Genomic DNA, 23,432 nt, shown 5'->3' with positions numbered 1-23,432 from the left:
CCATGGCGCAGATGACCGAGACCGCCGATCGGATCCTGACGACCGCTGACGGCACGCCGCTCAAGCAGGCCCTGGCGCGTGCAACCCGCCGCAACAAGATCCGCGCGTTCATCCTGGTGGCTCCGCTGCTGGCGTTCGTTCTCGTCAGCTTCATCATCCCGATCGTCGACATGCTGGCCCGCAGTGTCGACAACCCCGAGGTCCAGGCCGCTATTCCCGAAACGGTGGCGCTTCTGAAGGACTGGGACGGGACCGGCTTGCCGCCGGAGCCGGTTTTTGCCGCTCTGGCAAAGGAACTGTCCGACAAGAGCAAGCGCAGCGAGATCGGACGCATGGGCGCCCGACTGAACTACGAGGACAGCGGGTTTCGTTCGCTCCTCAACAAGTCCCAGCGGCGAGCCGACAAGCTGACCAGCGGTCCCTACAAAGAAGGCATGATCGCCATCGATGCCGATTGGGGCAAGACTGCGATCTGGAAGACCATTCAACTCACCGCTCCCAGCACAACCTTCAGCTACTACCTGAATGCGCTGGACCGGACCTATGACGAAAACGGCAACATCGTCATGCAGCCGGAGTGGAAGCAGATCTATGTCCACCTGTTCATCAAGACGATCTATGTCTCGCTCGGCGTCACGATCGCCTGTCTGATTCTCTCGTACCCGATCGCCTACCTCCTCGCCACGTTGCCGGCGAGCAAAGGCAATCTGCTGCTCATTCTCGTGCTGTTGCCGTTCTGGACCTCGTTGCTGGTGCGCACGACGTCGTGGATCGTCCTGCTGCAGACCAACGGCGTGATGAACGACACGTTGGTCTGGCTCGGCGTCGTCCACACCGATCACCGGATCGAGATGATCTACAACATGACCGGCACGATCATCGCGATGACGCACATCCTGATGCCGTTCATGGTGCTGCCGTTGTACTCGGTGATGAAGACAATCTCGCCGAACTACCTGCGCGCAGCGCGTTCGCTGGGCGCCAATCCGATGATCGCGTTTGTTCGCGTCTACATGCCCCAGACCGTCCCCGGTGTTGGCGCCGGCTCGATCCTCGTGTTCATTCTGGCAATCGGCTACTACATCACCCCGGCCCTGGTCGGTGGCCAGGATGGGCAGTTGATCTCCAACTTCATCGCCTACCACATGCAGAAGTCGCTGAACTGGGGGCTCGCGGCGGCGCTTGGCGCGATCCTGCTGGCAGGCGTCCTTGCGCTGTACTGGCTGTGCGACCGCATCGTCGGCGTCGACAACATGAAGCTCGGTTGAGAGGGGACGATGGCGCTACCCAGCTACGCAGGACCGGTGGAACGAACCTGGTACTATCTCTACCGGTTCATCTGTGCCGCGATCTTCATGTTCCTGATCGCACCGATCCTGGTCGTGATCCCGCTGTCGTTCAACGCCGAGCCCTATTTCACTTTCACGCCGGAGATGCTGCGTTTCGACCCCAAGGGCTACTCGCTGCGCTGGTATGCGGACATCATCAACAACGACCAGTGGCTCCATTCGATCAAGAACAGCTTCCTGATCGGGATCGCCTCCACGATCGTCGCCACGACATTCGGGACGCTGGCCGCCCTGGGCCTATCGCGCTCGGAACTGCCGGCCAAGCGCCTGATCATGGCCGTGCTGATCTCGCCGATGATCGTGCCGCTGATCATCTCGGCCGCTGCGATGTTCTTCTTCTACTCGGCACCGTTCGGCACCGGTTTCGCGCTGACCCAGACCTATACCGGAGTGATCCTCGCCCATGCCGCGCTCGGCACGCCGTTCGTGGTGATCACCGTCACCGCCACGTTGGTTGGGTTCGACAAGAACCTGATCCGCGCGTCGAACAGCCTCGGCGCCGACTCGGTGACGACATTCTTCCGGGTGATCATGCCGCTGATCCTGCCGGGCGTGATCTCCGGCGGGCTGTTCGCCTTCGTCACTTCATTCGACGAGGTGGTGGTGGTGCTTTTCATGGCCGGCTTCGAGCAGCGGACCATTCCGCGGCAGATGTGGGCCGGCATCCGGGAGCAGATCAGCCCGACCATCCTGGCGGTGGCGACCCTGCTGATCTGCCTGTCCACGATCCTGCTTGCCACCATCGAGATGCTGCGGCGGCGCAATGAGCGGTTGCGTGGGGTCACCTACTGACCATCGCGTTCCGTCGCAGCCGCTCTGGACAAACCCGAGGCGAGCTATCACCTTGACGGTGGGTGCTACGCCCGGAGGTCGATATGTATCGTGACAATTCCCTCGTGCCGAAAGAGGCGATCCGCCTTGCAGCGCTAGGCCTGCTCGCGGAGCGGGAGCGACCCTATGGCGACCTCGCGCGCGAGGTCCGGGAGTTCGCGTCGCGCATCGTCGGGCCTTCCCTGGACCTGCTCGGCACCTCGATCGAGCTTCTGCGTTTCGAAGGCCTCATCGAGCCGACCAGCGGCCGGGGGATGGAAGACAACGCAACCCTCCGGCTGACCGTCGAGGGGCGGACCGCCCTGGACGATTACCTTACCTCGACGATCCGGCCGGGCGTGTCAGACCTGAACAAGTTGGTCCTGGCACTCAAGCTGCGGTTCATCGACCTCCTGTCCGGCGAGGATCGAGCCGAGCAGATCGCGGCGCTCGAAATGATGTACGCCGGCGAGAAGTCCCGGCTTGAAGACCTGCGCGCCCGCACCGGGCGCCCGGCGGGCCTGCTGCCTGATTGGCTGGACTTGGAGATCGACCAGGTGGACCAGCGTATCGCCTGGTGCCAGGGTTTGATGACTTCCTGACGACGGATCTCACGATGCGCGTTGTACCTGTAGCAGCCGCCGTTGCTGCGCTGTTCTGGGCGTCAAACCCGGCTCTGGCCGACGCCCCACTTGGCACGCCGCCGGCATACGCCGCCGACCGCGCTCTCTCCATTCCCCCGAATGCCGACGCGGTCGACCTTCGGATCTGGGTTCCCGGTCTCGACCAGGGTGAGGTACCGCAAGGACTGACCGTGCTGAACGGCAAGCACGTGTTGGTGTCGACCTACAACGAAGGCCGGGCCGGGCCGCAGGATTGCCGGGTCCACCGGTTCGACGCGGAAACCGGAGCCCACACCGGTTCCGCCGATGTGCCGACGGCATGCAGCCACGGCGGCGGGATGGCGGTCGCCGGTGGCCGGCTGTTCGTCACCGACACCTGGGCGCTCATCGAGCTTGACCCCGACGCCCTGTTCAACCCCGCACGACACGATCAGAGCGTCGTGAAGTCCACCTCGTTGCGGTTTCCGATCCGTGGTTCCTTCGCCGCCGGAACCGAGAAGGGCCTGTGGATCGGCGAATACAAGCGATCGGCCGGGGCGTCCTTGCGGTTTGTCAGCCTTGCGTCCGTCGACGCCGCCGACCCGGCAACCGGCCTGGCGGGCGACGCCATCGAGCGCGAGGTTCCAACGCCCGTCCGCTCACAAGGCGCTACCGTCGCAGCGGACGGAACACTCTGGGTGTCGGCCTCGTCCAGCCAGTTCGGCAAGCTCTACCGTCTGGATCCCACAACCGGGGACGTGCTGGCGGAGTTCGACGCCCCCGTCGGCGCCGAGGACCTGGGTACGGACGCCGCCGGCCGGATGTGGACGGTCTCAGAAGCCGGCGCCGGGAAGTACCTGAACTGGCCGGCGTTCTATCCCCTGGTTATGCGGCTCCAGCCTTCGCGGCTGCGCTGACCGCGGCTTCGCCGTTGAGCGCCGCGCGAATGAAACCCGCCAGCCACTGCGCCATCGCGTTGTGGTCCAGCGGGGTCTCGAGCGACGCCTTGCCGTCGGCGTAGACCGACTCGCCAACCCGGTCCCTGCGCATGTCGAGCAGCCGGTTGACGGTCGGCACGTTCATTTCCGGATGCCCCTGCATCGTGATCACCCGGTCTCCGATCCGCAGCATCGCGTTCGGGCAGAACTCGCTGGCGGCCAACACCACCGCGCCCTCCGGCGCCCGGACCACCTGATCCTGGTGGCTGACCAGCACGTTCAGGGCGTCGGGACCGCCAACCATCCACGGTTCGCGCGCCGTCAGCGCATGGGAATGCACGCCCATTCCCCAGCCCCGCTCGGACTTTCGGACTTCACCGCCGAGCGCCTGCGCAACCAGTTGATGGCCGAAGCATCCGCCGACGATCACTTTCTGCGCCTTGACCGCGTCTCGGACGAACGCTTCGGCGGCGCGGATCCAGGGCAGATCCTCGTAAACCCCGTGCGGACTGCCGGTGAAAATGTAGACGTCGTGATCGTCCACCGAGGCCGGAAACTCGCCGTCGATCGTCGAGGACGATACGAACACCGCCTCAGGCAGGTGCGGCGACAGCAAAGCCTTGAAGCTCTGCAGATAGCTCGGCATCACATCGGCCAGCGGTTCCGCCACCCGGCCGCACACCATCACGCACACTCGCATAACGACCTCCTCACAGCAGGTGCTGGCCGCCGGTGACGAAGATCTCGGTCCCCGTCACGTAGCCGCTGTCCTCGGAACACAGATAATAGATCGTCGCCGCCACGTCCTTGGGCTGTCCCAACCGGTGCAGCGGGATGCGCGGAATCAGCACTTCGGTCTCGGGCGACAGCATGGCGGTCTCGATCTCACCCGGCGCCACCGCGTTCACGCGGACATCCAGCTCGGCGAACTCGTTCGCCATCTCCCGGGTCAACGCCGACAGTGCGGCCTTCGACGTGGAATACGCCGAGCCTGCGAACGGATGGATGGCATGCCCGGCAATCGAGGTGATGTTGACGATCGCTCCGCGGCCGCGATGCAGGGCCTGGCCGAATCCGCGCGCCAGCTTCAGGGGCGCGAAGAAGTTCAACTCGAACACCTGCCGCCAGGCGTCCAGGTCTCCGTTCAGGCAACCGAGCCGCTCCTTGTAGGGGGTTTTGGGCGACCACCCGGCATTGTTGACAAGCGCGTGCAGCGGCCGCCCGTCGAGCCACTCGTTGGCTTCCGCGACGAACCGGTCGAGACTGGCCGGGTCACCAAGATCAGCGGCAATATGATGCGCGCGCGCCGGGTCCATCTTGCACTCCGGCGGCGGAGAGTCGCGCGAACACGTCAGCACGCGCCAGCCCCGATGGAGGAAGAACGCCACCGTGGAGTGGCCGATACCCCGGCTGGCGCCGGTGAGAAGGAGGAGCTTGTCGTCGTCGGACATGGCGCGGACGATAGCCGAGGCGGCGTGGCGGTGAAAGGGTCCGCAGACGGGGTCCCGGCGCTACCGCACGCTCACGACGCGAAACGTCCGCTGCTCCTCGTCATGCTCGGTGATCGAGACATACTCGCCTTCCACGAAATGATGCCGGTCAAACCGAAAGATCGGATCATCGTGATCGTCAACCACTCCTGGATGGTCGTAGCGAAACATCCATCGCTTGCCGCGGGTATGGATCAGCAGTCCGTTCTCGTCCGGCTCGCCGTTCCAGAAGCGACGGACGGTGCAGGCGTCCTTGACCGTCTTCCATGCCTCATGGTCCAAGGTTCCGTCGTCGGTCAACGGGGCCTTGAATTCATAGCCACGCGACGAGCTGCCCTCCGGAAATTCCGGGTTCCGCGCCAGTTCGAGCCGGATACTACGCATCGGCATTCTGATCCTCCCCTGCCTCTCTCATCGCGCGAGCAGCACCGCCAGCGATGCATCACGCAGGGCGTCGTCGGTCACGCCACCCATCACGAATTCCCGGATGCGGCTGTGGCTGTAGGCCCCAAGCACGATCAGGTCGGCATCCGTATGCCGGGCTTCCGCCTCCAGCGTCGCCGAGATTCCTTCCTTGGAAACCGCGACCGTCGCGCCGGTCGCGGCGATGCCCCACAACGACAGCGTCCGCACCAGTTCGTCGGGTGCCTCCGGCGCGTCGCCGTCGTCGACAACGATGACCTTCACGCTGTCTGCGGCCTGCAGCATCGGCATCGACATTGATACCGCGCGGGCCGCCTCTGCCGATCCGTTCCAGGCAATCACGATGCGGCGTCCAACCTCACCCCCGCCGAGGGGACCTGCCAGCACGACGGGACGGCCGCCTTCAAACAAGGCGGTCTCGATCAATCCGCCGCGTTCCTGCCCATCCTCCGGCTCGGTGCGCGCAAGGATCGTCATGTCGGCGGTCCGCGCCAGCCGTGCAATCCCGTTCGGAAGTGGTCCGGTTACCGATGTGAACGAGGCCGACAGCCGGCCGGGACCCGGCTCCAGCGAGGGGGCCGCAGCCTCCTGCCATCCGGCAAACGTCGCGCGCGCCGCGGCCTCGCGCTCCTCCGACTGGGCCTGGCCGGCCTCAACGATACTGTCGACCATTCCGGCATTGAAGCCGTCACCCACCAGAGGAATCATGTCGTTCGGATCGCGCAGGAAAAGCACAGCCTCGATGTGTCCACCGCTACGCCGCGCAATAGCGGTGCCCAGGTCCAAGGCCGCCCGGTCGCCAGCATCTCCCAGCAACGGAACCAGAAGCCGTTTCATCGCAGAACCTCCATTGTTCGACGTGGGCAGCGCGCCCTGTGCCGTCAACTCTTGGAGCTATTGCGCAGTTCCGACATTGAGCCAGATCAAAGGCTTCGCGCGGCCTCGACAACCTGGGCGGCAAGATCCGGGATGGGGCGCCCAGCATCCAGGACCAGCCAGTTTCGCGGTGCAACGATGGTGTCCGCCTGCTTGGCGACCACGTCACCGGTTGCGTCGGACGCATCGCCTTTGCGCTTGGCCACGCGCGATCGGGCTTCATCCTCCGAGAGTTCAAGCCAGACTCCCAGGAACCGGGTGCCGGCACGCCCGGCGGCCCCTGCAATCGCCCGCCGATCCTCGGTTCGCCCATAAACCGCATCGGCAATGACCGCCGAGCCGAACTCCGCAAGGCGGCGGGCTCGGCGGTGGATCTCGGCAAAGACTTTGCCGCTGACGGCCGGCTCGTAGGCTGCCTTGGGTAGACGTTCGGTCTCGGCCACGCCGAACTGATGCTTCCGGATCACGTCGGAACGCAAAACAACAGCGCCCGGTGGCCCGCCCAGTTGGGGAGCCACCGCGCGCGCCAGGGTGGTCTTGCCGGTTCCGGAGATGCCCCCGATCGCAACGACCACGGGTGAAGCGGGATCAAGCGCCTGCCGCGCCTGTTCGAGATAGCGGCGTGCCTCGTTGGCTTTCCCCGCGTCGAGGTTGCGCTGGATGGCCGCCGTTGCACCCACGTGGGCGCGCACGGCTGCCCGCATCGACAGGAACAAGGGCATCACCGTCGCCGCCTCATCGTCGCCGGTGGCTGAAATCCAGCCGTTCCAGACCCTGTTGGCTTCTGTTGCGAGCCCGCGGTGCCGAAGATCCATCAGCATGAACGCCAGATCGTAGGCGACATCGACGGTCGCCAGATCTTCATCGAACTCCAGCGCGTCGAACAGCACCGGCTGACCCTCTTCACCCCGGAAAACGTTTCGCAAATGCAGGTCACCGTGGCAGCGCCGCACGAAGCCACGGCGCGCACGCGCATCGAGCCGTGGTTGCAGTTGGGACGCCGCCGCCTCCGTCCGTTCGACCAGATCACTCACGGGCGTTGGTTCGAACACCTCGGGCACTCCGGATTCCAGGCCCGATTTGTTGATCTCAAGGACATCGGCGACCCGTGAAGCGCCCGAGCGCCGCCGGCGTTTCGGTGCATCGTCCTGAGCTTCTGCGATCGTCACCGCCAGCGCGTCCAGATCCCGATCGGTCAACGCTTCGCGCTCGGCCAGCCGATCGAACAAAAGCCCGTCGTCGAACCGGCGCATCACAACCACCGGCTCCACCAGGCGCTCTCCTCCGGCACGCTTGGTGTCCGGCTCGACCAACCGCCACTGTCCGTCGCGCCCGACGACCACTTCCCCGACGCCGAGATAGATGTCCGGCGCAGTGCGCCTGTTGATGTCCACCTCGCGTCGGCAGATCCGGCGCCGGCGTGCCACCGTGGACAGGTCCATGTAGGGCAGCGCCACTGGCTTCTTGATCTTATAGGCCCGGTCTCCAACCAGGATGATGATCGCACCGTGGGTTTCGATGGAATCAGAGATTTCCGAGGCACCGACCCCGTGCGTGCCAGGATCGCCAAGGAAGTTCACCAGACGCTCCAGGCGTCCGGTCCCCATTGAACCTCTGTTAGACGTCGCCATGCCGGCTCCCCGGCCGACGGGCGGTCGACCGTTCCTCTGGAAGTTGCTCCGGTTCTTCGTGGATCAGCACCTCGACGCTCGGATAGGCCGCGCACACCGCTGCCTCGACGGTATCGACGATGCGGTGCGCCTGATTGACCGACAGCGCCCCGTCCACCACCAGGATCATCTGCACGAAGGTGTCGGTACCCGAGCGTCGGGTTCTCAGGTCGCGAACCGCCTTGACGTCCGGGTGTTCCAGAGCGATCCGGCGGATCCGGTTGCGTTCGTCATCGGGCAGTTCCCGGTCCATGAGCAGATCCACCGCTTCGCGGCCAATCCGCCAGGCGCTCCGCCCCATCCAGGCAGCTATCACGCCGGCAATCACCGGATCGACCCAGGTCCATCCGCCAAGTCCTGCAATCAACAGGGACCCGATGACGCCCGCGTTGACCACCAGGTCGGCGCTGTAGTGAGCCCGGTCGGCCGTGATCGCCGTCGACCTCGTCCGCCGGATCACGTAGCTCTGCATGGCGACCAGCGCGAGGCTCAGAAGAATTGCAAAGACCGTGGTCAGGATGCCGACCCACTCATGCCGGATCGGCGCCGGGTCGATCAGGCGGCGCGCGCATTCAACCAGAACCAGGGCCGCCGAGCCGCCGATGAAAGCGGCCTGGCTGAGAGCGGCAACCGACTCGGCCTTGCCGTGTCCCCATCGATGCTCGCGATCCGCCGGCTTGGCCGCCTTATGGACCGCCAGCAGCGTCACCAGCGACATGCCGGCATCGAGCAGCGAGTCGACCAGGCTCGATAGCATCGCCACCGAGTCGGTGGTCCACCATGCTCCGGTCTTTGCGACCACAAGTACTGCCGCCACTGCTGACGCAGCCACGGCCGCACGCCGGGTCAGGCGAGCGACTTGGGGCGCTTGGCCGATCGGGTCGAGCGCTGTTGCGTCCCCCATCACGTCAGGGGAACAGCCGTTGGACCGTCCAAGGCAGCCCGTCGCTCCCCCGGGAGAATACGAAGCGGTCGTGCAGCCGGAACTCGCCATCGTGCCAGAACTCGATGCGCAGCGGTGTGACGCGGTATCCGGACCAGTACGACGGACGCGGCACATCCCGGCCCTCGTACTCGGCTTCAAACCGCGCGACGGCCGCCAGAAGGGTCGGCCGATCCGCCAACGGCCGGGACTGTTGGGACGCCCATGCACCGATCCGACTGCCACGCTGTCGGCTCGCGTAGTAGGCATCGGCTTCCGCCTCACTGACGCTTGCCACCGGTCCTTCGACGCGCACTTGCCGACGCAGCGACTTCCAATGGAAACAAAGCGCCGCGAACGGGTTGACCCCAAGCTGGGAACCCTTCTGGCTTTCGGTGTTGGTGAAGAACGCGAACCCCCGCTCGTCCACATCCTTCAACAACACCACCCGCGCCGACGGTCGGCCGTCGGACCCGGCCGTGGCAAGGGTCATGGCGTTCGGATCGTTGGGCTCCGAAGCTTCGGCGTCGGCGAACCAGCGCTGGAACAGTTCGAACGGATCGTCGGTGTCTGGCTCGAACATAGTTCCTGTCCTCCGATACGGCCGCCCGTTGGAATGTTGCCCTGTCCCAGCCATATTCAACGAGCCCACTAACGTGTGCCATGCCATTCGGCAAGGAGGGAACCGATTGAGGGTCCGAGACGTTGCGACGGAATACTCAGGCTGACGCGTTTGATCTGTGATGCAGGTCAATATGCGTCGGAATACGACGGGGCCCTACGATGATCGGCGCCAGTTGACCACGTTGACTGCCGGTCTTCGGGAGGTGGGACGCGCTCGCATTGAGATGCGTCTAATGGAAAGAACTGGAGGGCTATGATGCAGAAATTGGCTGTCGTGGCGGTACTGGCCGTCAGCTTGGCCGCGTGCAGCGGTACCGGACCAGGCCCGAAGCAGACCGGCGGAGCGCTGCTCGGTGGTGTCGGCGGCGCCGTGGCGGGCGCGCAGTTCGGCCAAGGCACTGGAAAACTGGCCGCTGTCGCTGCAGGTACTTTGCTGGGCGCGTTGATCGGCAGCGAGGTCGGCTCGTCGTTGGACAAGGCCGATCAGTTGGCGATGGCTCGTACCACGCAATCCACTCTGGAGACGGCGCCGGTGGGAACCAGCTCGACCTGGCGCAATCCGGACTCCGGCCACTACGGCACGGTCACGCCCACCAGCACCTATCAGAACAGCAGCGGTCAGTATTGTCGGGAATTCTCGCAAACGGTTAACATCGGTGGCCGTAGCGAGGAGGCGTATGGAACCGCATGTCGACAGCCGGACGGAACCTGGCAAGTTGTGAACTGAACAGACACCGAGGCACCCTCGGTGCGGCATCCGCCTCTGTGGACCGCCGCTCGTGAACGACCCCTACAAGACGCTGGGGGTCTCGCGAACGGCGGACCAGGCGGAAATCAAGTCGGCTTACCGCAAGCTCGCGAAGAAGTATCACCCGGACCTCAATCCGGGTGATACCGACGTTGAGCGTCGCTTCAAGGACGTCAGTGCCGCCTACGACGTGCTCGGCGATTCGGCCAAGCGCGCAAAGTACGACCGCGGCGAGATCGACACCGGCGGTCGCGAGCGACCGGGAGCCGGTGCCGGATTCTGGCGGAATTGGAGCCGGCGAGGTGCTGGCTCCGCTGGCGCCGACACGTCGGGCGGGACGCGCACCCGCTTCGACTTCGGGGAGGATTTCGAGTCGGAGTCCGATCCGATTGACGAGATCCTCAAGGCGTGGCGCAGCAGCAAGACGAACCAGGGATCCGGCGATCCGGCCGGTGCCGGGCCAGGAACCCGTTCGGCGACACGCCGGTCGCCGCAAGATCAGCGATACCGTCTGAAGGTACCGTTCGTCGAAGCGGTGGGCGGCATCAAGAAGCGGGTGACCCTGTCCGACGGCAAGATCATCAACCTGACCATCCCGGCGGGTACCGAGGACGGCGCAATCCTCCGGCTCAAGGGACAGGGCAAGCCGGCGAGTTCGGGCAAGCCCGCCGGTGACGCTTATCTCGAACTGCAGGTAGAGGCCCATGCCTTCTACCGGCGCGACGGACAGGACATCCATATCGATCTGCCCGTGACCCTCAAGGAGGCCGTGCTGGGCGCGTCCGTGACGGTTCCGACAATCCACGGCAATGTCAGCCTCAAGGTGCCGAAAGGCGCCAATACCGGCCAGCAGCTGCGGTTGCGCGGCAAAGGCGTGCCGGACGCCGGATCGACCCCGGCCGGCGACCAGTACGTGACCCTGTCGGTGATGCTGCCGAGCGAACCGGACCCTGCGTTGGAAGCCTTCGTGGAATCGTGGAAGCCGGCGGGGTCCGGCAACCCCCGACACAAGATGGGCGTCTGAGCCGGCTGCGCCCCTGCCCCTAGGTTCCGGTTCTCTGGTCCACGTTCTGGGGCAACAGCGTCGCCCTGGAGACTGCGGAGGCCGCCGTAGTCTCCAGAAGCGCAGCAATCGGCAAGCCGAGGACCCGTTCTTCCGCCTCGAACACCTCCGCAAGACGGCCTGCCAGATCTCCGGTGGCGGCATCCAGGCGACGGGCGGCACGGCGATCCGATGCTCCGACCACGGCCTGCGTGTCGAGTCCCAGCGTAAGACCGAGGTCGCGGGCCAACTGGACCAATGACGTGGCGTGCAAGTCGCGGGTCAACGCGTAGTCTCCACGCTCCGTCATTGACAGGTAGCCGGTCTGGCGCAGCGCGTCGGCGAGGCCGTCGCGTGCATCCATCGGCAATGCCTTGGTCATTTCGGCCTGGGTTACCTGCTCGCCGGTTCGGGCGCGGTCGCTCAGCAGCGACAGCAGGACGACAGCCGCTTCGAGTTTTCGGGCGGGGTTCAGTTGCACCTCTACGTCCACCGCACGGGCACTGCGCCACTCCGAGAACGACGCGGCGAAGACGGCTCCCAGAATGATGACGGTCCACGACAGGTACAGCCAGATCAGGAAGATCGGCACCGCGGCAAGCGCCCCGTATATCGCCTGATAGCTGGGGAACCCGACCACATAGAGCCGGAACACCCACTTCAGGACCTCGAGCGCGACGCCGGCAATCGCGCCCCCGACCGCGGCATCACGCAGCCGTACCGGCCGGGCCGGGACCAGAAAGAACAGGATCGTGAACGCTGCAGCCTGCAGCCCGGCCGCCAGCAACCGGCCGCCGATGACCCATCGCTCGCCCTCGAGCGATATCGGGGCCAGGCCGACGCTCTCGTTGGCGAACTGGCCGATCCAGTCGAACACCCCGGTCGTCAATGTCAGGCTGGCGCCCATCAGAATCGGCCCGAGGGTCAGCACCGTCCAGAAGATCAACAGGCGGGTCAGGATCGGCCGCTCCCGCTCGACCCGCCAGATGCGGTTGAACACCGATTCGACCGTCGACAGCAGCAGCACGGCCGACACCGCGAGCGCCACGACGCCGACCGTGGTTAACTTGGTCGCATTCCGGGTGAACTCCGAAATGTAGGACTGGATGATCGATCCGACTTCAGGGACCAGGTTCTCGAACAGCAGCAGTTCGATCTGGTACTGCACCGACTGGAACGCCGGAAACGCCGAGAAGATGGCGAAGGCGATGGTCATCAACGGTACCAACGCCAGCAGCGTCGTGTAGGTGAGAGCGGCGGCCGACTGCATCCCGCCGTCGCGGTAGAACCGGCGCAGCGCATACAGGATGTACGCGCCGGCATCGCGTGCGGCCCGCGACCCGCGCACGCTCCTCCAGACCTCCAGCGCCTTCGATCGATCCGACATCACCGGCATGATAACACGCTGTCCTCCCGTCACCGATGCGGCGACGACACCGGCGCCGTTGCTTGCGAGGGCACGTTGATGGTGTAGGATGCGGCACATATTGAACAATCAGGTTTGCAAGAGGGCAGGATGGCCGACGACTCCCGAATCATGGCGGGCAAACGGGGTCTGATTATGGGGGTGGCCAACGATCGGTCCATCGCCTGGGGAATTGCGAAGACGGCCGCCGACCATGGCGCGCAGTTGGCGTTCACCTTTCAGGGCGAGGCGCTGGAGAAGCGGGTTCGCCCGCTTGCCGAACAGGTCGGCTCGACACTGGTCGAACCCTGTGACGTGACCGAGGACGGCAGCATTGATCGGGTGTTCGACAAAGTCGAAAAGGCCTGGGGCGGTCTCGATTTCGTGGTGCACGCGATCGCCTATTCCGACAAGGAAGAACTCAAGGGCAAGTACGTCGACACCTCGCGCGAGAACTTCCAGCGCACCATGGACATCTCCTGCTACTCGTTCACGGCGGTCGCCAAGCGGGCAGCGGAGCTGATGCCGTCCGGCGGCAGCCTGATCACCCTGACCTACTACGGTGCCGAACGGGTGATGCCACACTACAACGTCATGGGCGTGGCCAAGGCGGCGCTGGAGGCCAGCGTGCGCTACCTTGCCGTCGACCTGGGCGGCCAAGGCATTCGGGTCAACGGATTGTCTGCCGGGCCGATGAAGACGTTGGCCGCTTCGGGCATCGGCGACTTCCGGTACATCCTGAAATGGAACCAGTACAATTCGCCGCTGCGCCGCAACGTGACGTTGGAAGACGTCGGCGGAGCGGGGCTGTATCTGGTGTCCGACCTGTCGACCGGAGTCACCGGCGAGATCCATCACGTCGACTGCGGCTACAACGTCGTCGGCATGAAAGCGGTCGACGCGCCCGACATCTCGGTCGTCTGACCTTCCGAAAGGCGCCGCCATGGCGAGCAACGGTTTCGGCGAGTTGTTCCGGGTCACCACCTGGGGCGAGAGCCACGGCCCGGCGATCGGCTGCGTGGTCGACGGCGCACCGCCACGCCTTCCGCTTGCCGAGGCGGACATCCAGCACGACCTGGACCGCCGCCGCCCCGGCCAGTCGCGGCACACCACCCAGCGCCGCGAACCGGACGAGGTCCGTATCCTGTCCGGCGTGTTCGAGGGCCAGACCACCGGCACCCCGATCGCCCTGGTGATCGAGAACCAGGACCAGCGCTCCAAGGATTACGGCGAGATCAAGGATCGCTACCGACCCGGCCATGCCGACTACACCTACGACTCCAAATACGGCATTCGCGACTACCGCGGCGGCGGCCGGTCGTCGGCCCGGGAGACCGCGATGCGGGTCGCTGCCGGCGCCATCGCCAAGAAGGTGCTGGCCCGCCGGCTGGGCAACGCGTTCAGCGTGCGTGGCGCGCTGGTGCAGATCGGCCCGCATCGGATCGACCGGTCACGGTGGGACTGGGAGGAGGTCGACCGCAACGCCTTCTTCTGCCCAGACGCTGCCACGGCAACCGGCTGGGACAGCTATCTCGACGAGGTGCGGAAGTCCGGATCATCGGCGGGTGCGGTGATCGAAGTGGTGGCCTCCGGCATTCCAGTCGGCCTGGGTGAGCCGGTGTACGGCAAGCTCGATACCGACCTGGCCGCCGCGATGATGAGCATCAACGCGGTCAAGGGCGTGGAGATCGGCGACGGTTTCGCGGCCGCTGAGATCCCGGGGCACGAAGCCGCCGACGAGATGCGCATGGATGGCGATCGCCCGGTGTTCCTGTCGAACCACTCGGGCGGCATCCTGGGCGGAATCTCCACTGGTCAGGACGTGGTGGTGCGCTTTGCGGTGAAGCCAACCAGTTCGATCCTCACGTCCCGCCAGTCGATCGACCGGTTCGGCGCCGAGGTCGACGTCATCACCAAGGGCCGCCACGACCCCTGCGTCGGCATCCGCGCCGTGCCGGTCGGCGAGGCGATGATGGCCTGCGTCCTGCTCGATCACCTGATGCGGCACGAGGCCCAGTGTGGTCCGCTGCCGTCGGCCGGCCGACCCTGACGGTAGGCGCCCGGGTTCGACAAGATCGGCCGCCACCGGTAGAATTGAACCTGTAGATCAGCCACACATCGGACACCGTATGCGCCGCTTTCTGGTCGGATTCCTCGCCACAATCGGCGTTCTCGCGATCCTGTTGACGATGGCGGGTACGGCCGGCGTGTGGTGGTGGATCGATACGTTCGACACGCCCGAGCCACTGCCCGATCACATCGTGCTGTCCGTCGACCTGAGCGGCTCGGTCGACGAAGCCTCGCCGCTTGATCCGCTCGCTGAGTTGTTTCCCGAACAGACCGGCCTCGGGTTGGTTGATCTGGTCGACATTCTCGACAGGGCTACCGCAGATCGGCGGGTAACCGGCGCGATCTTCGATCTGTCAGGCGCCCAGATCGGCTTGGCTCAGACCCAGGAACTGCGTGCGGCGGTGTTCCGCTTCCGCGCGGCCGGGAAGACCATCGTTGCCTTTGCCGACAGCTATGAGGGCGACGGGGTTGGTCCATACTATCTTGCCAGTGCGTTCGATCGCATCTGGATGCAACCGTCGGGCCTGCTGGTGCTGACCGGCATCTCCATGGAAGTCCCGCTGGCGCGGAGCCTGCTCAACGAAGTCGGCCTGCTGCCGGAGTTCGAACAGCGCTTCGAGTTCAAGGGCGCGATGACGACCCTCACCGACACCGCACTGCCGGCTGCGGTACGCGACAATCTCGCCCGCGTTGCCCGTTCGCTGTACGGCCAGGTCGTCAGCGGCATCGCCAGCACCCGCCGGCTCGGCGGCTCGACGGTTTCCGCCCTGATCGACCGTGGCCCGCTGCTCGCAAGCGAAGCCCGCGGCAACGGCCTGGTCGACGCTCTCGGTTATCGATCCGACGCCGAAGCCACTGTCGGTCTCACCGTCGACAATCGTGTCTCTGGCGCCCGCTACCTGGCCCAGGCGGGACGACCGAACGCCGACGGCACCCGCATCGCATTGATCCATTTGGATGGAACCATCGACCGCGGCGACGGCCACGGACTGGTAAGCAGGGGTAGTATCGGTTCCGCCCAGATCGCCGACACGGTTGACGAAGTCCTGGCCGACCAGTCGGTCCGCGCGGTCATCTTGCGGATCTCGAGTCCGGGCGGCAGTTACGTCGCGTCCGACACGATGCGCCACGACATCGGCCGGCTGCGCGCCGCCGGCCTGCCGGTAATCGCGAGCTTCGCCAACGTCGCGGCTTCGGGTGGCTATTTCGCCGCCCTGCCCGCCGACCATATTCTCGCTCACCCGGCCACCCTGACCGGCTCGATCGGCGCGGTCGGCGGCAAGGTCAGCGGCAGCGGCCTGCTGGACAAGCTCGAGGTGACGATCGACCGGGTGGAGGTCGGACGCAACGCCGGGATGTTCAGCAGCACAAGGCCGTTCACCAGCGATCAGCGCCAGCACCTGCGGCGCATGCTGGACGACATCTACGCCGACTTCGCTGGCCGGGTCGGTGAGGCACGACGGTTGTCGCCTGGAGAAATCGATGCGGTGGCGCGTGGCCGTGTCTGGACCGGCGAGGATGCCCAACGGGTCGGCTTGGTCGACGGGCTCGGCGGCTATGCAGAAGCGATGCAGTTGACCCGGCAGACGATCGGGCTGACCCCCGACGCGCCGATCGAACGCGTGCGGTTCCCGCGCGGGGTCGGATCCCTGGACGCGCTGTTCGAGGCATTGCGGTCGGGTGAAATCCGCGGGGCCTTAACGAAAATGCAGGACATCACCAGATATATGGAGGCGATGTTGCGTTTCGTGCCGACGCACGGGAGCGGGTTGATCCATACGGAGGCCCCGCGTTTCTATCCGGTGCGGTGATGGGGAGAGTTAGACGATGACCAAACAATGGCTGGGCTTTCGTGGCGCCTTGCTGGCGCTGGCCCTGGTTCTGGGCATGGGCATCGTGTCGGCGCCGGTTCTCGAACTCCGAGCCGAAGAGAAATCGACGACCGAGCGCAAGGACGCCGAAAAAAGCCAGAAAAAGAAGGACAAGGAGTTCAACCGCGAGATTCTCTACCGTCACGCGGTCGGCCCGAAGGTTCTGGCCCTCGGCCCGTTCTCCATCTCGTTGTTCGTCCAGGGCCAGCCGTTGGAAGCCCGCATCCGGGTGGCGGTTCAGACAACCACGGAACTGGCGCGAACCCAGCTTGAACCTCAAAAGAATGTCATGAACGGCATCGTCTATCCGTTGGCGGTGCGACTGTTCGAACAAGGCCGTCCGACCACCGAGCAGATTCGGGTCTTCAAGGAAGACACACGGGTGAAGCTGCTGGAGCGCTACCCCAGCATGATCGACGACGTGTTCATCGAGTCGATGATCTAACGCCGCAATACGGCGATGTCGCAGAACGGCGAGTGCTTAGAGACGACCTGCTCGTCGGTGCGCTCCAGGATGTCCGCCTGGGCGGTCTGGAACCCCTGGCGCTGCAGGGTGCGCACGATCTCCACGATGTAATCGGTGTCGGCGCGGATCTCGCCTTCGTCGAACAGCGCTCGGGACAGCGTGCTGCCGGCTTCGGTCAACCGGTAGCATGGCAGATTGAGTTGCTTCTTCTGGTCGGGGTTGGTGATCCGCAGGGCCTTGTCGGCGTACAGCAGGTTGGTCGAAAACCGGTCGGTGCGCTGACTCTGGAACACCCGGTTCAGATCGCGGTTGGTCCGCACCAAGCCATACTCCTCAAGCAGCAGGATCTGGTCGCCGGTCACGTCCTTGCCGTCGAAGAACTCCTGGCTCAGCCGGATCACGAAATTGTTGATGGCAAAGGCCGCAAACCGGGTGAACAGCCGGAGTCCGTCCTTGGACAGTCCGGGCAACTGATGCAGCGTGTTCAGCGGCACCGTCCCCGGCCTGCGCACCTCCATCACCAGCAGGCGGGCCCACAGCCGCGAGAACTCGGCGTCGGAGATATCCGCCACGGCGTTGAAGAACCGGGCCGACCAGTCCGGATCGGGCGTACCCTCCTCGACCGTGTCCGGAAGGATCCGCAACGCCCGTTGCAGCACGGCTTCGATGTTGATCTGGCGGCGCAGCTCCATGTGGTCGGTGCGTTCGGCGGCGCGATCGACCAGATCGCCGCTGCCGTCGCCGGTCGGCCTTGCGTGATAGAGGCCGCGCAACCAGTCGCGCTGCACGGCCCCGAGCGTCGCGACCACCATGTCGTTCAGTCGCGCCAGGGATGGCGAGGCCAGGGTCGGCGAGGCGCCCGACGGCTTCGGCAGCCCGAGCGGGCGGGGTTCGGCCCCCAAGGCAAGCCGATCGGTGGCTTTGGAACGGTCAGGACTGTCGGTCATAAGCCACACTCCCATTCCGTGGCGGGCCGAGCCTAGCACACGCGCGTGGCCACGATCAGGAATTCGACGTTGCCTTCCGGTCCGGTGATCGGCGACCGGGTGATGCCGTCGACCCTCCACTCCGACATCACACCACCGGATGCGCCGTCAAGCCAGCGCCGGATGTCCGCGCACACCGTCTCGTGCACCTCCGGATCGCGCACCACCCCACCCTTGCCGACCTGCTCCCGACCGGCCTCGAACTGCGGCTTGATCAGTGCCGCCAGTCGGGCACCAACCCGCGCCAGGGTCAGCGGTGCCGGCAGCACGGTCCGCAGCGAGATGAAGCTGGCGTCGCACACCACCATGTCGACCGGCTCCGGCACCTGCTCGGCCGTCAGATGCCGGGCATTGGTCTTCTCCAGCACAACCACCCGCGGGTCGGAGCGCAGCTTCCAGGCCAGTTGACCGTGGCCGACGTCGACCGCGTAGACCTTGACTGCGCCGTTGGTCAGCAGCACGTCAGTGAACCCGCCGGTCGACGCCCCCACGTCCAGCGCGATGGCACCGGCGGGGTCGATGGCGAATTCCTCCAGGGCATGGGCCAACTTCAGCCCGCCGCGCGACACCCACGGATGCTCCTGGCCGCGCACGTCGAGGGCGATATCCTCGGCGACCTGCTGGCCGGCCTTCTCCAGCTTGCGTTCGCCGGAGAACACCAGCCCGGCCATCACCAGGGCCTGGGCGCGCGAGCGGGACTCCACCAGCCCACGGTCGACGAGCAACTGATCGAGGCGGCGCTTCATGAGGTTCGTCCCGGGTTCAGCACGGTCCGGCCACGCTGTGGCCGTGTTTCGATCCTAACATTCCAGGATCGTGGGCCGGATCGATTATCCGATCGCTCTTGCGGGAACAATGCCATCGACAATCCGAAGCCTGAGCCGCCCGACGACAACAGCCCCAAACGAAGCGGATTGTTCGGGCGCGTGACCGCCCATGCCGCCCTGCCCCTGATCGCCGTCCTGGTGCTGCTGGCCGCCGGCGCGACCGTGCTCAAGCTGCATCCGATTCCGCCGCAGCATCTGCCTTACAAGCGCCTGGATCTGGACCGCCCGGTCGGACTCGCCACCGGCTTCCAGCTTTCCGCGCTGCGCTACGATCCTTCGCTGTGCCGGGGGGTTCTGAAGCTGTCGACCCTGCAGACCCGGCCAATCGACAGCCGCCGGACCGGTGAGTTCTGCGGCTTCCTGAACGCGGTCGAGATGCAACGCTCGACCATCGCCTACTCGGCCCCGGTGCGGGTGACCTGCCCGATGGCGGCCGCGCTGTACCTGTGGGAACGCGAAGTCGTCTCGCCTTCGGCCGAACGCCATTTCGGCAGCCCGGTCGTCCGCATCGACCATCTCGGCACCTATGCATGCCGCCGGATCGGCAGTGGGCCGACCGGCCTGCCAAGCCAGCACGCCACCGCCAACGCCATCGACGTCGCCGGCTTCCGGCTGGCGGACGGGCGACGGATCACCCTGATGGGAGGCTGGGACGGGAAGCCCACCGAACAGGCGTTCCTGCGCGACCTGCGCGACGGTGCCTGCGGCCTGTTCAAAGGCGTGCTCAGTCCCGACTACAATGCAGCCCACCGCGACCACTTCCATCTCGACATGGGGCCGTTCGGAGTGTGTCGGTAACGGAGCCGCCACACGCTCGTCGTTTTATTTCAGCGGCGGACGGGCAAGAATGGCGCGGCAACCTCGAACAGGACAGATCCGCCACATGCTGCAGGACCGCTACGGCAACGCGCTTGCCACGACCTCCACCACCGCCCGCGACCGCTACGTCGACGGCGTCGACCGTTTCCTGGCCGCCATGCCCGGCGTCGAGGAAGCGTTCGAGGCCGCCGTCGCCGCCGATGACGGCTTCGCGCTCGGCTATGCCGCTCTCGCCCGTACCCGGCAGGCCATGGGCATGGGCGGCGACACCAAGACCCCGATGGCGGCGGCCCGGGCGCTGGCCAGCGGCCTGTCGGCCCGCGAGGCGGCACATGTCGAGGCTCTCGGTTTGCTGGTCGCCGGCAACGGCCCCGCCGCCTACAAGGCGATCCGTGAACACCTTCTGGAGCACCCGCGCGACGCCATGGTCGCCCAGACCTGCACCGGCGTGTTCGGCATGATCGGCTTCAGCGGCAAGCCGGGCCGCGAGGCCGAGCAACTGGCGTTCACCGCCGCCTTGGCTCCGCACTATGGCGAGGATTGGTGGTTCCTGTGCCAGCACGCGTTCTCGCAGGTCGAGGCCGGCCAGACCGGGCCGGCGACCGAGACCATCGAGCGCTCGCTGGCGATCAATCCGCGCAACGCCCACGCCGCCCACATCCGCTCCCACGTCTACTACGAGGCCGGCGAGACCGGGGCCGGCTACCGCTATATCGACGGGTGGCGGCGCGACTACGACAAGGCCGGGCAACTGCACTGCCACATCTCATGGCACGTGGCGCTGTGGGCGCTGGAGCAGGGCGACGTGGAGACCATGTGGCGGGTGCTGGACGCCGATGTGGCGCCGGACGCGGCCTGGGGGCCGCCGCTCAACTTGGTGACCGACACCGCCTCGCTGCTGTACCGCGCCGAGTTGGCCGGCGTCGCCGTGCCGGCAGAACGCTGGAAGCAGGTCAGCGACACCGCGGCGCGGATCTTCCCGAACCCGGGCATCGCGTTTGCCGACGTCCACGCGGCCCTGGCCCATGCGATGGCCGGCAACGGCGCCGCGCTGGCGAAGATCATCGCCGACGCCAAGGGACCGGCCGGCGATCTGGTGCGCACCCTCGCCGAGAGCTTCCGGTCGATCGCCGACGGCGCGTGGGAGGCGGCGACCGGGCACCTGACCCGGGCCATGGCCGACCACGAGCGGATCGGCGGCAGCCGGGCTCAACGCGATCTGGTCGAGTACGCGCTGCTCGGCGCCTTGCTGAAACAGGGACGGGCGGCGGAGGCGCGCCTGCTGCTCGCCACCCGCCGCCCGCTCAAGGTCGGCTCGAATGCGGTGAAGGGACTGTAGCCCCTACTCCGCCGCCCGGTCCATCGCCGGCTCGACCACGCCGGTCTGGCTGGTGATGATGCCGTAGTGCTCGATCCGGCGGTGTTTGGCGAAGTTGAACACCGTCTCCTTGCCCATCTTTGCGAGGTCGAGGTCGCAGGCCGAGGTGATCAGTTCGTCCTGCACGGTGGTCGCCAATGCTACCATTTCGCCAGACGGCTGGACGATGCAGGAGCCGCCGATCAGCATGCAGCCGTCCTCGATGCCGGCCTTGGCGGTCGCCACCACGAAGCACGAGTTCTGGTAGGCGCTGGCCTGCATGACCAGGTGGTTGTGGAACATCCGAAGATGGTTCGGCTCGGGTGCCGAGGTGTTCACGTCCGGGGTGTTGTAGCCGAGCATGACGATCTCCACGCCCTTCAGCGACATCACCCGGTAGGTCTCCGGCCAGCGCCGGTCGTTGCAGATGCACATGCCCATGATGCCGCCCATGGAGCGCCAGACGTTGAACCCGAGGTCGCCGGGCTCGAAATAGCGCTTTTCCAGGTGCTGCCACGGCCGCTTGCCGTCGTACTCGGAATGGCCGGGCAGGTGCACCTTGCGGTACTTGCCGACGATCTTGCCGGTGTCGTCGACCAGGATCGAGGTGTTGAAGCGGTGGCCGTCCTCGGTCAACTCGGCGTAACCGAGATAGAACCCGATACCGAACTCCTTGGCCTTCTCGAACAGCGGACGGGTCTCCGGCGTCGGCATGTCGCCGCGCTCGAAGTGGTGATCCATCTTCGAGATGTCCTGCTCGTAGTAGCGCGGGAAGAAGGTGGTCAGCGCCAGTTCCGGGAACACCACAAGCTTGACGCCGCGGTCCTTGGCCTGCTTCAGCAGGTCGATCATGCGGTTGACGGCGCTGACCCGGCTTTCGTCCGGGGCGATCGGGCCAAGCTGGGCGGCGCCCACGTTGATGATGCGGCTCATGACAGATTCCTCGTTCGACGGCTCGATTCGGAGGGCCTTGCGGCGGACGCCGCGGCTCTCCGGCCAGTGTATAAGCCGACGACGCGCGCTCCAAGACCCACGACGACCGGTCGACTATAGTTTGCCGGTCCGCAGCGCCCGAGGAGCCGCCGCCCATGTCCGCCGACCGACCGGCCATTCTCGCCCTTGCCAAGGCGACCCAGGAGCCGGCCAATCCAATGGCCCTGGCCGCCTGCCTGGGCATTGCACGGTCGCGCATCGACATCGCCCGTTCGCGCAAGCTACTCGACTGGGTGCAGGTGCTCGGCGTGCCGGCAGCATCGCTGGAACGGCACCGCAACCCGTTGAAGCGCACCCTCGACACCTTCAGCCATCGCGACCGCATCGTCGAGCAGACCGGACCGTTCGAAACCGTGCAGGTCGACGGCGTCGGTCCCCTGTCGTTCAGCGTCGCCACCGATGCGTCCCGGTCGTTCCTCGGGCTGGTCCGCGAAGGCGGCCGCGACTATGAGCCCGGCGTGCTGCGCTGGATGGTCGGCGAGGCCCGTCGCGGCGCGGTGATCGCCGATGTCGGCGCCCATGTCGGCTACTACAGCACCATCCTGGCGGCCGCCGGCGCGATTGTCGTGGCGTTCGAGATGCACCCGGATCTGCTGCTGGAGGTCCGGCGCAACCTCTGGGCCAACAAGCTGGACCGGGCGCATGTGATCAATGCCGCCGTCGGCAACCACGACGGGCTGATCTTCAACCTACGCTTCAATCCGACGCCGGGCCTGCGGGTCAACGATGAGATCGCCGCCCCGCCGCCGGACGCCTATCGCAAGGCGCTGTTCGACGCGATCATGTGCGTGCGGCTCGACACCGTGTTCGGCCGCGACCAAGTGGTCCCCGACCTGGTGAAGCTCGACGTCGAGGGCTACGAGGTGAATGCGCTGCGCGGCGCCCAGTCGCTGATCGGCGGCGGGCGCACCGCCTTCCTGATCGAGTTCCACCCGCACCTGATCGGCGATTTCGGCCACAAGGCCGAGGATCTGTTCGGATGCTTTCCGGACGACTGGCAACGCGACGTTCTGCAGGACGACGGCACCACCCGCCCGGTAACGGCAGCCGACCGCAACTTTGCGCACGATCCGGACCTGGAGAACATCAAGCTGCTGTTCCGCCCGCCGGCCAGATAGCCGCGCCACGCCGGGCGAACGCCTCG

At 66.0% G+C, this 23,432-nt stretch carries 24 protein-coding genes; 13 read left to right on the top strand and 11 right to left on the bottom strand.

What is annotated here, in order from left to right; all coding sequences use genetic code 11:
• Window positions 1–2 precede the first annotated feature (2 nt).
• From RIC54_RS21850 to RIC54_RS21835, 4 genes are all read left to right on the top strand, one after another.
• Window positions 3–1,268, top strand: coding sequence for an ABC transporter permease (locus RIC54_RS21850; RefSeq protein ID WP_350151407.1), 1,266 nt, complete (start codon window positions 3–5; stop codon window positions 1,266–1,268).
• A gap of 9 nt (window positions 1,269–1,277) precedes the next feature.
• Window positions 1,278–2,141 (top strand): ABC transporter permease, encoded by an 864-nt coding sequence (locus tag RIC54_RS21845; protein WP_350088575.1) that lies wholly within the window; start codon window positions 1,278–1,280, stop codon window positions 2,139–2,141.
• A gap of 83 nt (window positions 2,142–2,224) precedes the next feature.
• The gene (locus RIC54_RS21840; protein ID WP_350088578.1) at window positions 2,225–2,761 is read left to right on the top strand and encodes a hypothetical protein; all 537 of its coding nucleotides are present in this window, start codon (window positions 2,225–2,227) and stop codon (window positions 2,759–2,761) included.
• A 14-nt stretch (window positions 2,762–2,775) separates the two neighbouring features.
• Complete coding sequence (locus tag RIC54_RS21835) at window positions 2,776–3,678, top strand: NHL repeat-containing protein (RefSeq protein WP_350088581.1); 903 nt, start codon at window positions 2,776–2,778, stop codon at window positions 3,676–3,678.
• Here RIC54_RS21835 and RIC54_RS21830 read toward each other — a convergent pair.
• The 7 genes from RIC54_RS21830 to pdxH all read right to left on the bottom strand — a co-directional run bounded on the left by RIC54_RS21830 (window position 3,647) and on the right by pdxH (window position 9,663).
• On the bottom strand, window positions 3,647–4,399 hold the full coding sequence (locus RIC54_RS21830; protein ID WP_350088584.1) for a glutamine amidotransferase-related protein: 753 nt from the start codon (window positions 4,397–4,399) through the stop codon (window positions 3,647–3,649). The genes RIC54_RS21835 and RIC54_RS21830 overlap by 32 nt on opposite strands.
• A gap of 10 nt (window positions 4,400–4,409) precedes the next feature.
• Window positions 4,410–5,150 (bottom strand): SDR family NAD(P)-dependent oxidoreductase, encoded by a 741-nt coding sequence (locus tag RIC54_RS21825; protein ID WP_350088587.1) that lies wholly within the window; start codon window positions 5,148–5,150, stop codon window positions 4,410–4,412.
• A gap of 60 nt (window positions 5,151–5,210) precedes the next feature.
• Window positions 5,211–5,579, bottom strand: coding sequence for a hypothetical protein (locus tag RIC54_RS21820; RefSeq protein WP_350088590.1), 369 nt, complete (start codon window positions 5,577–5,579; stop codon window positions 5,211–5,213).
• Window positions 5,580–5,600: 21 nt separating this feature from the next.
• Window positions 5,601–6,449, bottom strand: coding sequence for a universal stress protein (locus RIC54_RS21815; RefSeq protein WP_350088593.1), 849 nt, complete (start codon window positions 6,447–6,449; stop codon window positions 5,601–5,603).
• An 86-nt stretch (window positions 6,450–6,535) separates the two neighbouring features.
• Complete coding sequence (locus tag RIC54_RS21810) at window positions 6,536–8,095, bottom strand: bifunctional aminoglycoside phosphotransferase/ATP-binding protein (protein ID WP_350088596.1); 1,560 nt, start codon at window positions 8,093–8,095, stop codon at window positions 6,536–6,538.
• A 10-nt stretch (window positions 8,096–8,105) separates the two neighbouring features.
• Window positions 8,106–9,062 carry a cation diffusion facilitator family transporter gene (locus RIC54_RS21805; RefSeq protein WP_350151405.1) on the bottom strand — a complete coding sequence of 319 codons (957 nt, stop codon included), beginning with the start codon at window positions 9,060–9,062 and terminating at the stop codon, window positions 8,106–8,108.
• A gap of 4 nt (window positions 9,063–9,066) precedes the next feature.
• Window positions 9,067–9,663: a pyridoxamine 5'-phosphate oxidase gene (gene pdxH / locus RIC54_RS21800; protein ID WP_350088601.1), complete on the bottom strand. Its 597-nt coding sequence runs from the start codon at window positions 9,661–9,663 to the stop codon at window positions 9,067–9,069.
• 297 nt (window positions 9,664–9,960) lie between these two features.
• Between pdxH and RIC54_RS21795 the strand changes: the two genes are divergently transcribed.
• Window positions 9,961–10,431: an RT0821/Lpp0805 family surface protein gene (locus tag RIC54_RS21795; protein ID WP_350088604.1), complete on the top strand. Its 471-nt coding sequence runs from the start codon at window positions 9,961–9,963 to the stop codon at window positions 10,429–10,431.
• 52 nt (window positions 10,432–10,483) lie between these two features.
• Entirely contained in the window at window positions 10,484–11,476 is a 993-nt protein-coding gene (locus tag RIC54_RS21790) for a DnaJ C-terminal domain-containing protein (RefSeq protein WP_350088607.1), read from the top strand.
• A 19-nt stretch (window positions 11,477–11,495) separates the two neighbouring features.
• Here the strand turns inward: RIC54_RS21790 and RIC54_RS21785 are convergent, their stop codons facing one another.
• Complete coding sequence (locus RIC54_RS21785; RefSeq protein WP_350088610.1) at window positions 11,496–12,890, bottom strand: YihY family inner membrane protein; 1,395 nt, start codon at window positions 12,888–12,890, stop codon at window positions 11,496–11,498.
• Window positions 12,891–13,010: 120 nt separating this feature from the next.
• Between RIC54_RS21785 and fabI the strand changes: the two genes are divergently transcribed.
• The 4 genes from fabI to RIC54_RS21765 all read left to right on the top strand — a co-directional run bounded on the left by fabI (window position 13,011) and on the right by RIC54_RS21765 (window position 17,285).
• The gene (gene fabI, locus RIC54_RS21780; protein WP_350088613.1) at window positions 13,011–13,823 is read left to right on the top strand and encodes an enoyl-ACP reductase FabI; all 813 of its coding nucleotides are present in this window, start codon (window positions 13,011–13,013) and stop codon (window positions 13,821–13,823) included.
• A 19-nt stretch (window positions 13,824–13,842) separates the two neighbouring features.
• The gene (gene aroC, locus RIC54_RS21775) at window positions 13,843–14,949 is read left to right on the top strand and encodes a chorismate synthase (protein WP_350088616.1); all 1,107 of its coding nucleotides are present in this window, start codon (window positions 13,843–13,845) and stop codon (window positions 14,947–14,949) included.
• A 79-nt stretch (window positions 14,950–15,028) separates the two neighbouring features.
• Window positions 15,029–16,780, top strand: coding sequence for a S49 family peptidase (locus RIC54_RS21770; RefSeq protein WP_350088619.1), 1,752 nt, complete (start codon window positions 15,029–15,031; stop codon window positions 16,778–16,780).
• A 16-nt stretch (window positions 16,781–16,796) separates the two neighbouring features.
• Complete coding sequence (locus tag RIC54_RS21765; RefSeq protein WP_350088623.1) at window positions 16,797–17,285, top strand: hypothetical protein; 489 nt, start codon at window positions 16,797–16,799, stop codon at window positions 17,283–17,285.
• Here RIC54_RS21765 and RIC54_RS21760 read toward each other — a convergent pair.
• Together RIC54_RS21760 and RIC54_RS21755 are read right to left on the bottom strand one after the other, a co-directional pair.
• Complete coding sequence (locus RIC54_RS21760; protein WP_350088626.1) at window positions 17,282–18,253, bottom strand: DUF2806 domain-containing protein; 972 nt, start codon at window positions 18,251–18,253, stop codon at window positions 17,282–17,284. The two genes, RIC54_RS21765 and RIC54_RS21760, sit on opposite strands and share 4 nt — an antisense overlap.
• 32 nt (window positions 18,254–18,285) lie before the next feature.
• On the bottom strand, window positions 18,286–19,038 hold the full coding sequence (locus tag RIC54_RS21755; protein WP_350088629.1) for a TlyA family RNA methyltransferase: 753 nt from the start codon (window positions 19,036–19,038) through the stop codon (window positions 18,286–18,288).
• A gap of 180 nt (window positions 19,039–19,218) precedes the next feature.
• Here RIC54_RS21755 and RIC54_RS21750 point away from each other — a divergent pair, with 180 nt between their 5' ends.
• Both RIC54_RS21750 and RIC54_RS21745 read left to right on the top strand, forming a co-directional pair.
• Window positions 19,219–19,917, top strand: a complete 699-nt coding sequence (locus RIC54_RS21750; protein ID WP_350088632.1) for an extensin-like domain-containing protein — start codon at window positions 19,219–19,221, stop codon at window positions 19,915–19,917.
• A gap of 49 nt (window positions 19,918–19,966) precedes the next feature.
• On the top strand, window positions 19,967–21,277 hold the full coding sequence (locus RIC54_RS21745) for a tetratricopeptide repeat protein (protein ID WP_350088635.1): 1,311 nt from the start codon (window positions 19,967–19,969) through the stop codon (window positions 21,275–21,277).
• Window positions 21,278–21,280: 3 nt separating this feature from the next.
• Here RIC54_RS21745 and RIC54_RS21740 read toward each other — a convergent pair whose 3' ends face one another.
• Window positions 21,281–22,228, bottom strand: a complete 948-nt coding sequence (locus tag RIC54_RS21740; RefSeq protein WP_350088637.1) for an N-carbamoyl-D-amino-acid hydrolase — start codon at window positions 22,226–22,228, stop codon at window positions 21,281–21,283.
• A gap of 155 nt (window positions 22,229–22,383) precedes the next feature.
• Between RIC54_RS21740 and RIC54_RS21735 the strand changes: the two genes are divergently transcribed.
• Entirely contained in the window at window positions 22,384–23,406 is a 1,023-nt protein-coding gene (locus RIC54_RS21735) for an FkbM family methyltransferase (protein WP_350088640.1), read from the top strand.
• Window positions 23,407–23,432 lie beyond the last annotated feature (26 nt).

It is taken from the genome of Thalassobaculum sp. (assembly GCF_040219215.1).
Classification (GTDB): Bacteria; Pseudomonadota; Alphaproteobacteria; order Thalassobaculales; family Thalassobaculaceae; genus Thalassobaculum_A.
This window is presented reverse-complemented; position numbering and strand designations above follow the sequence as displayed.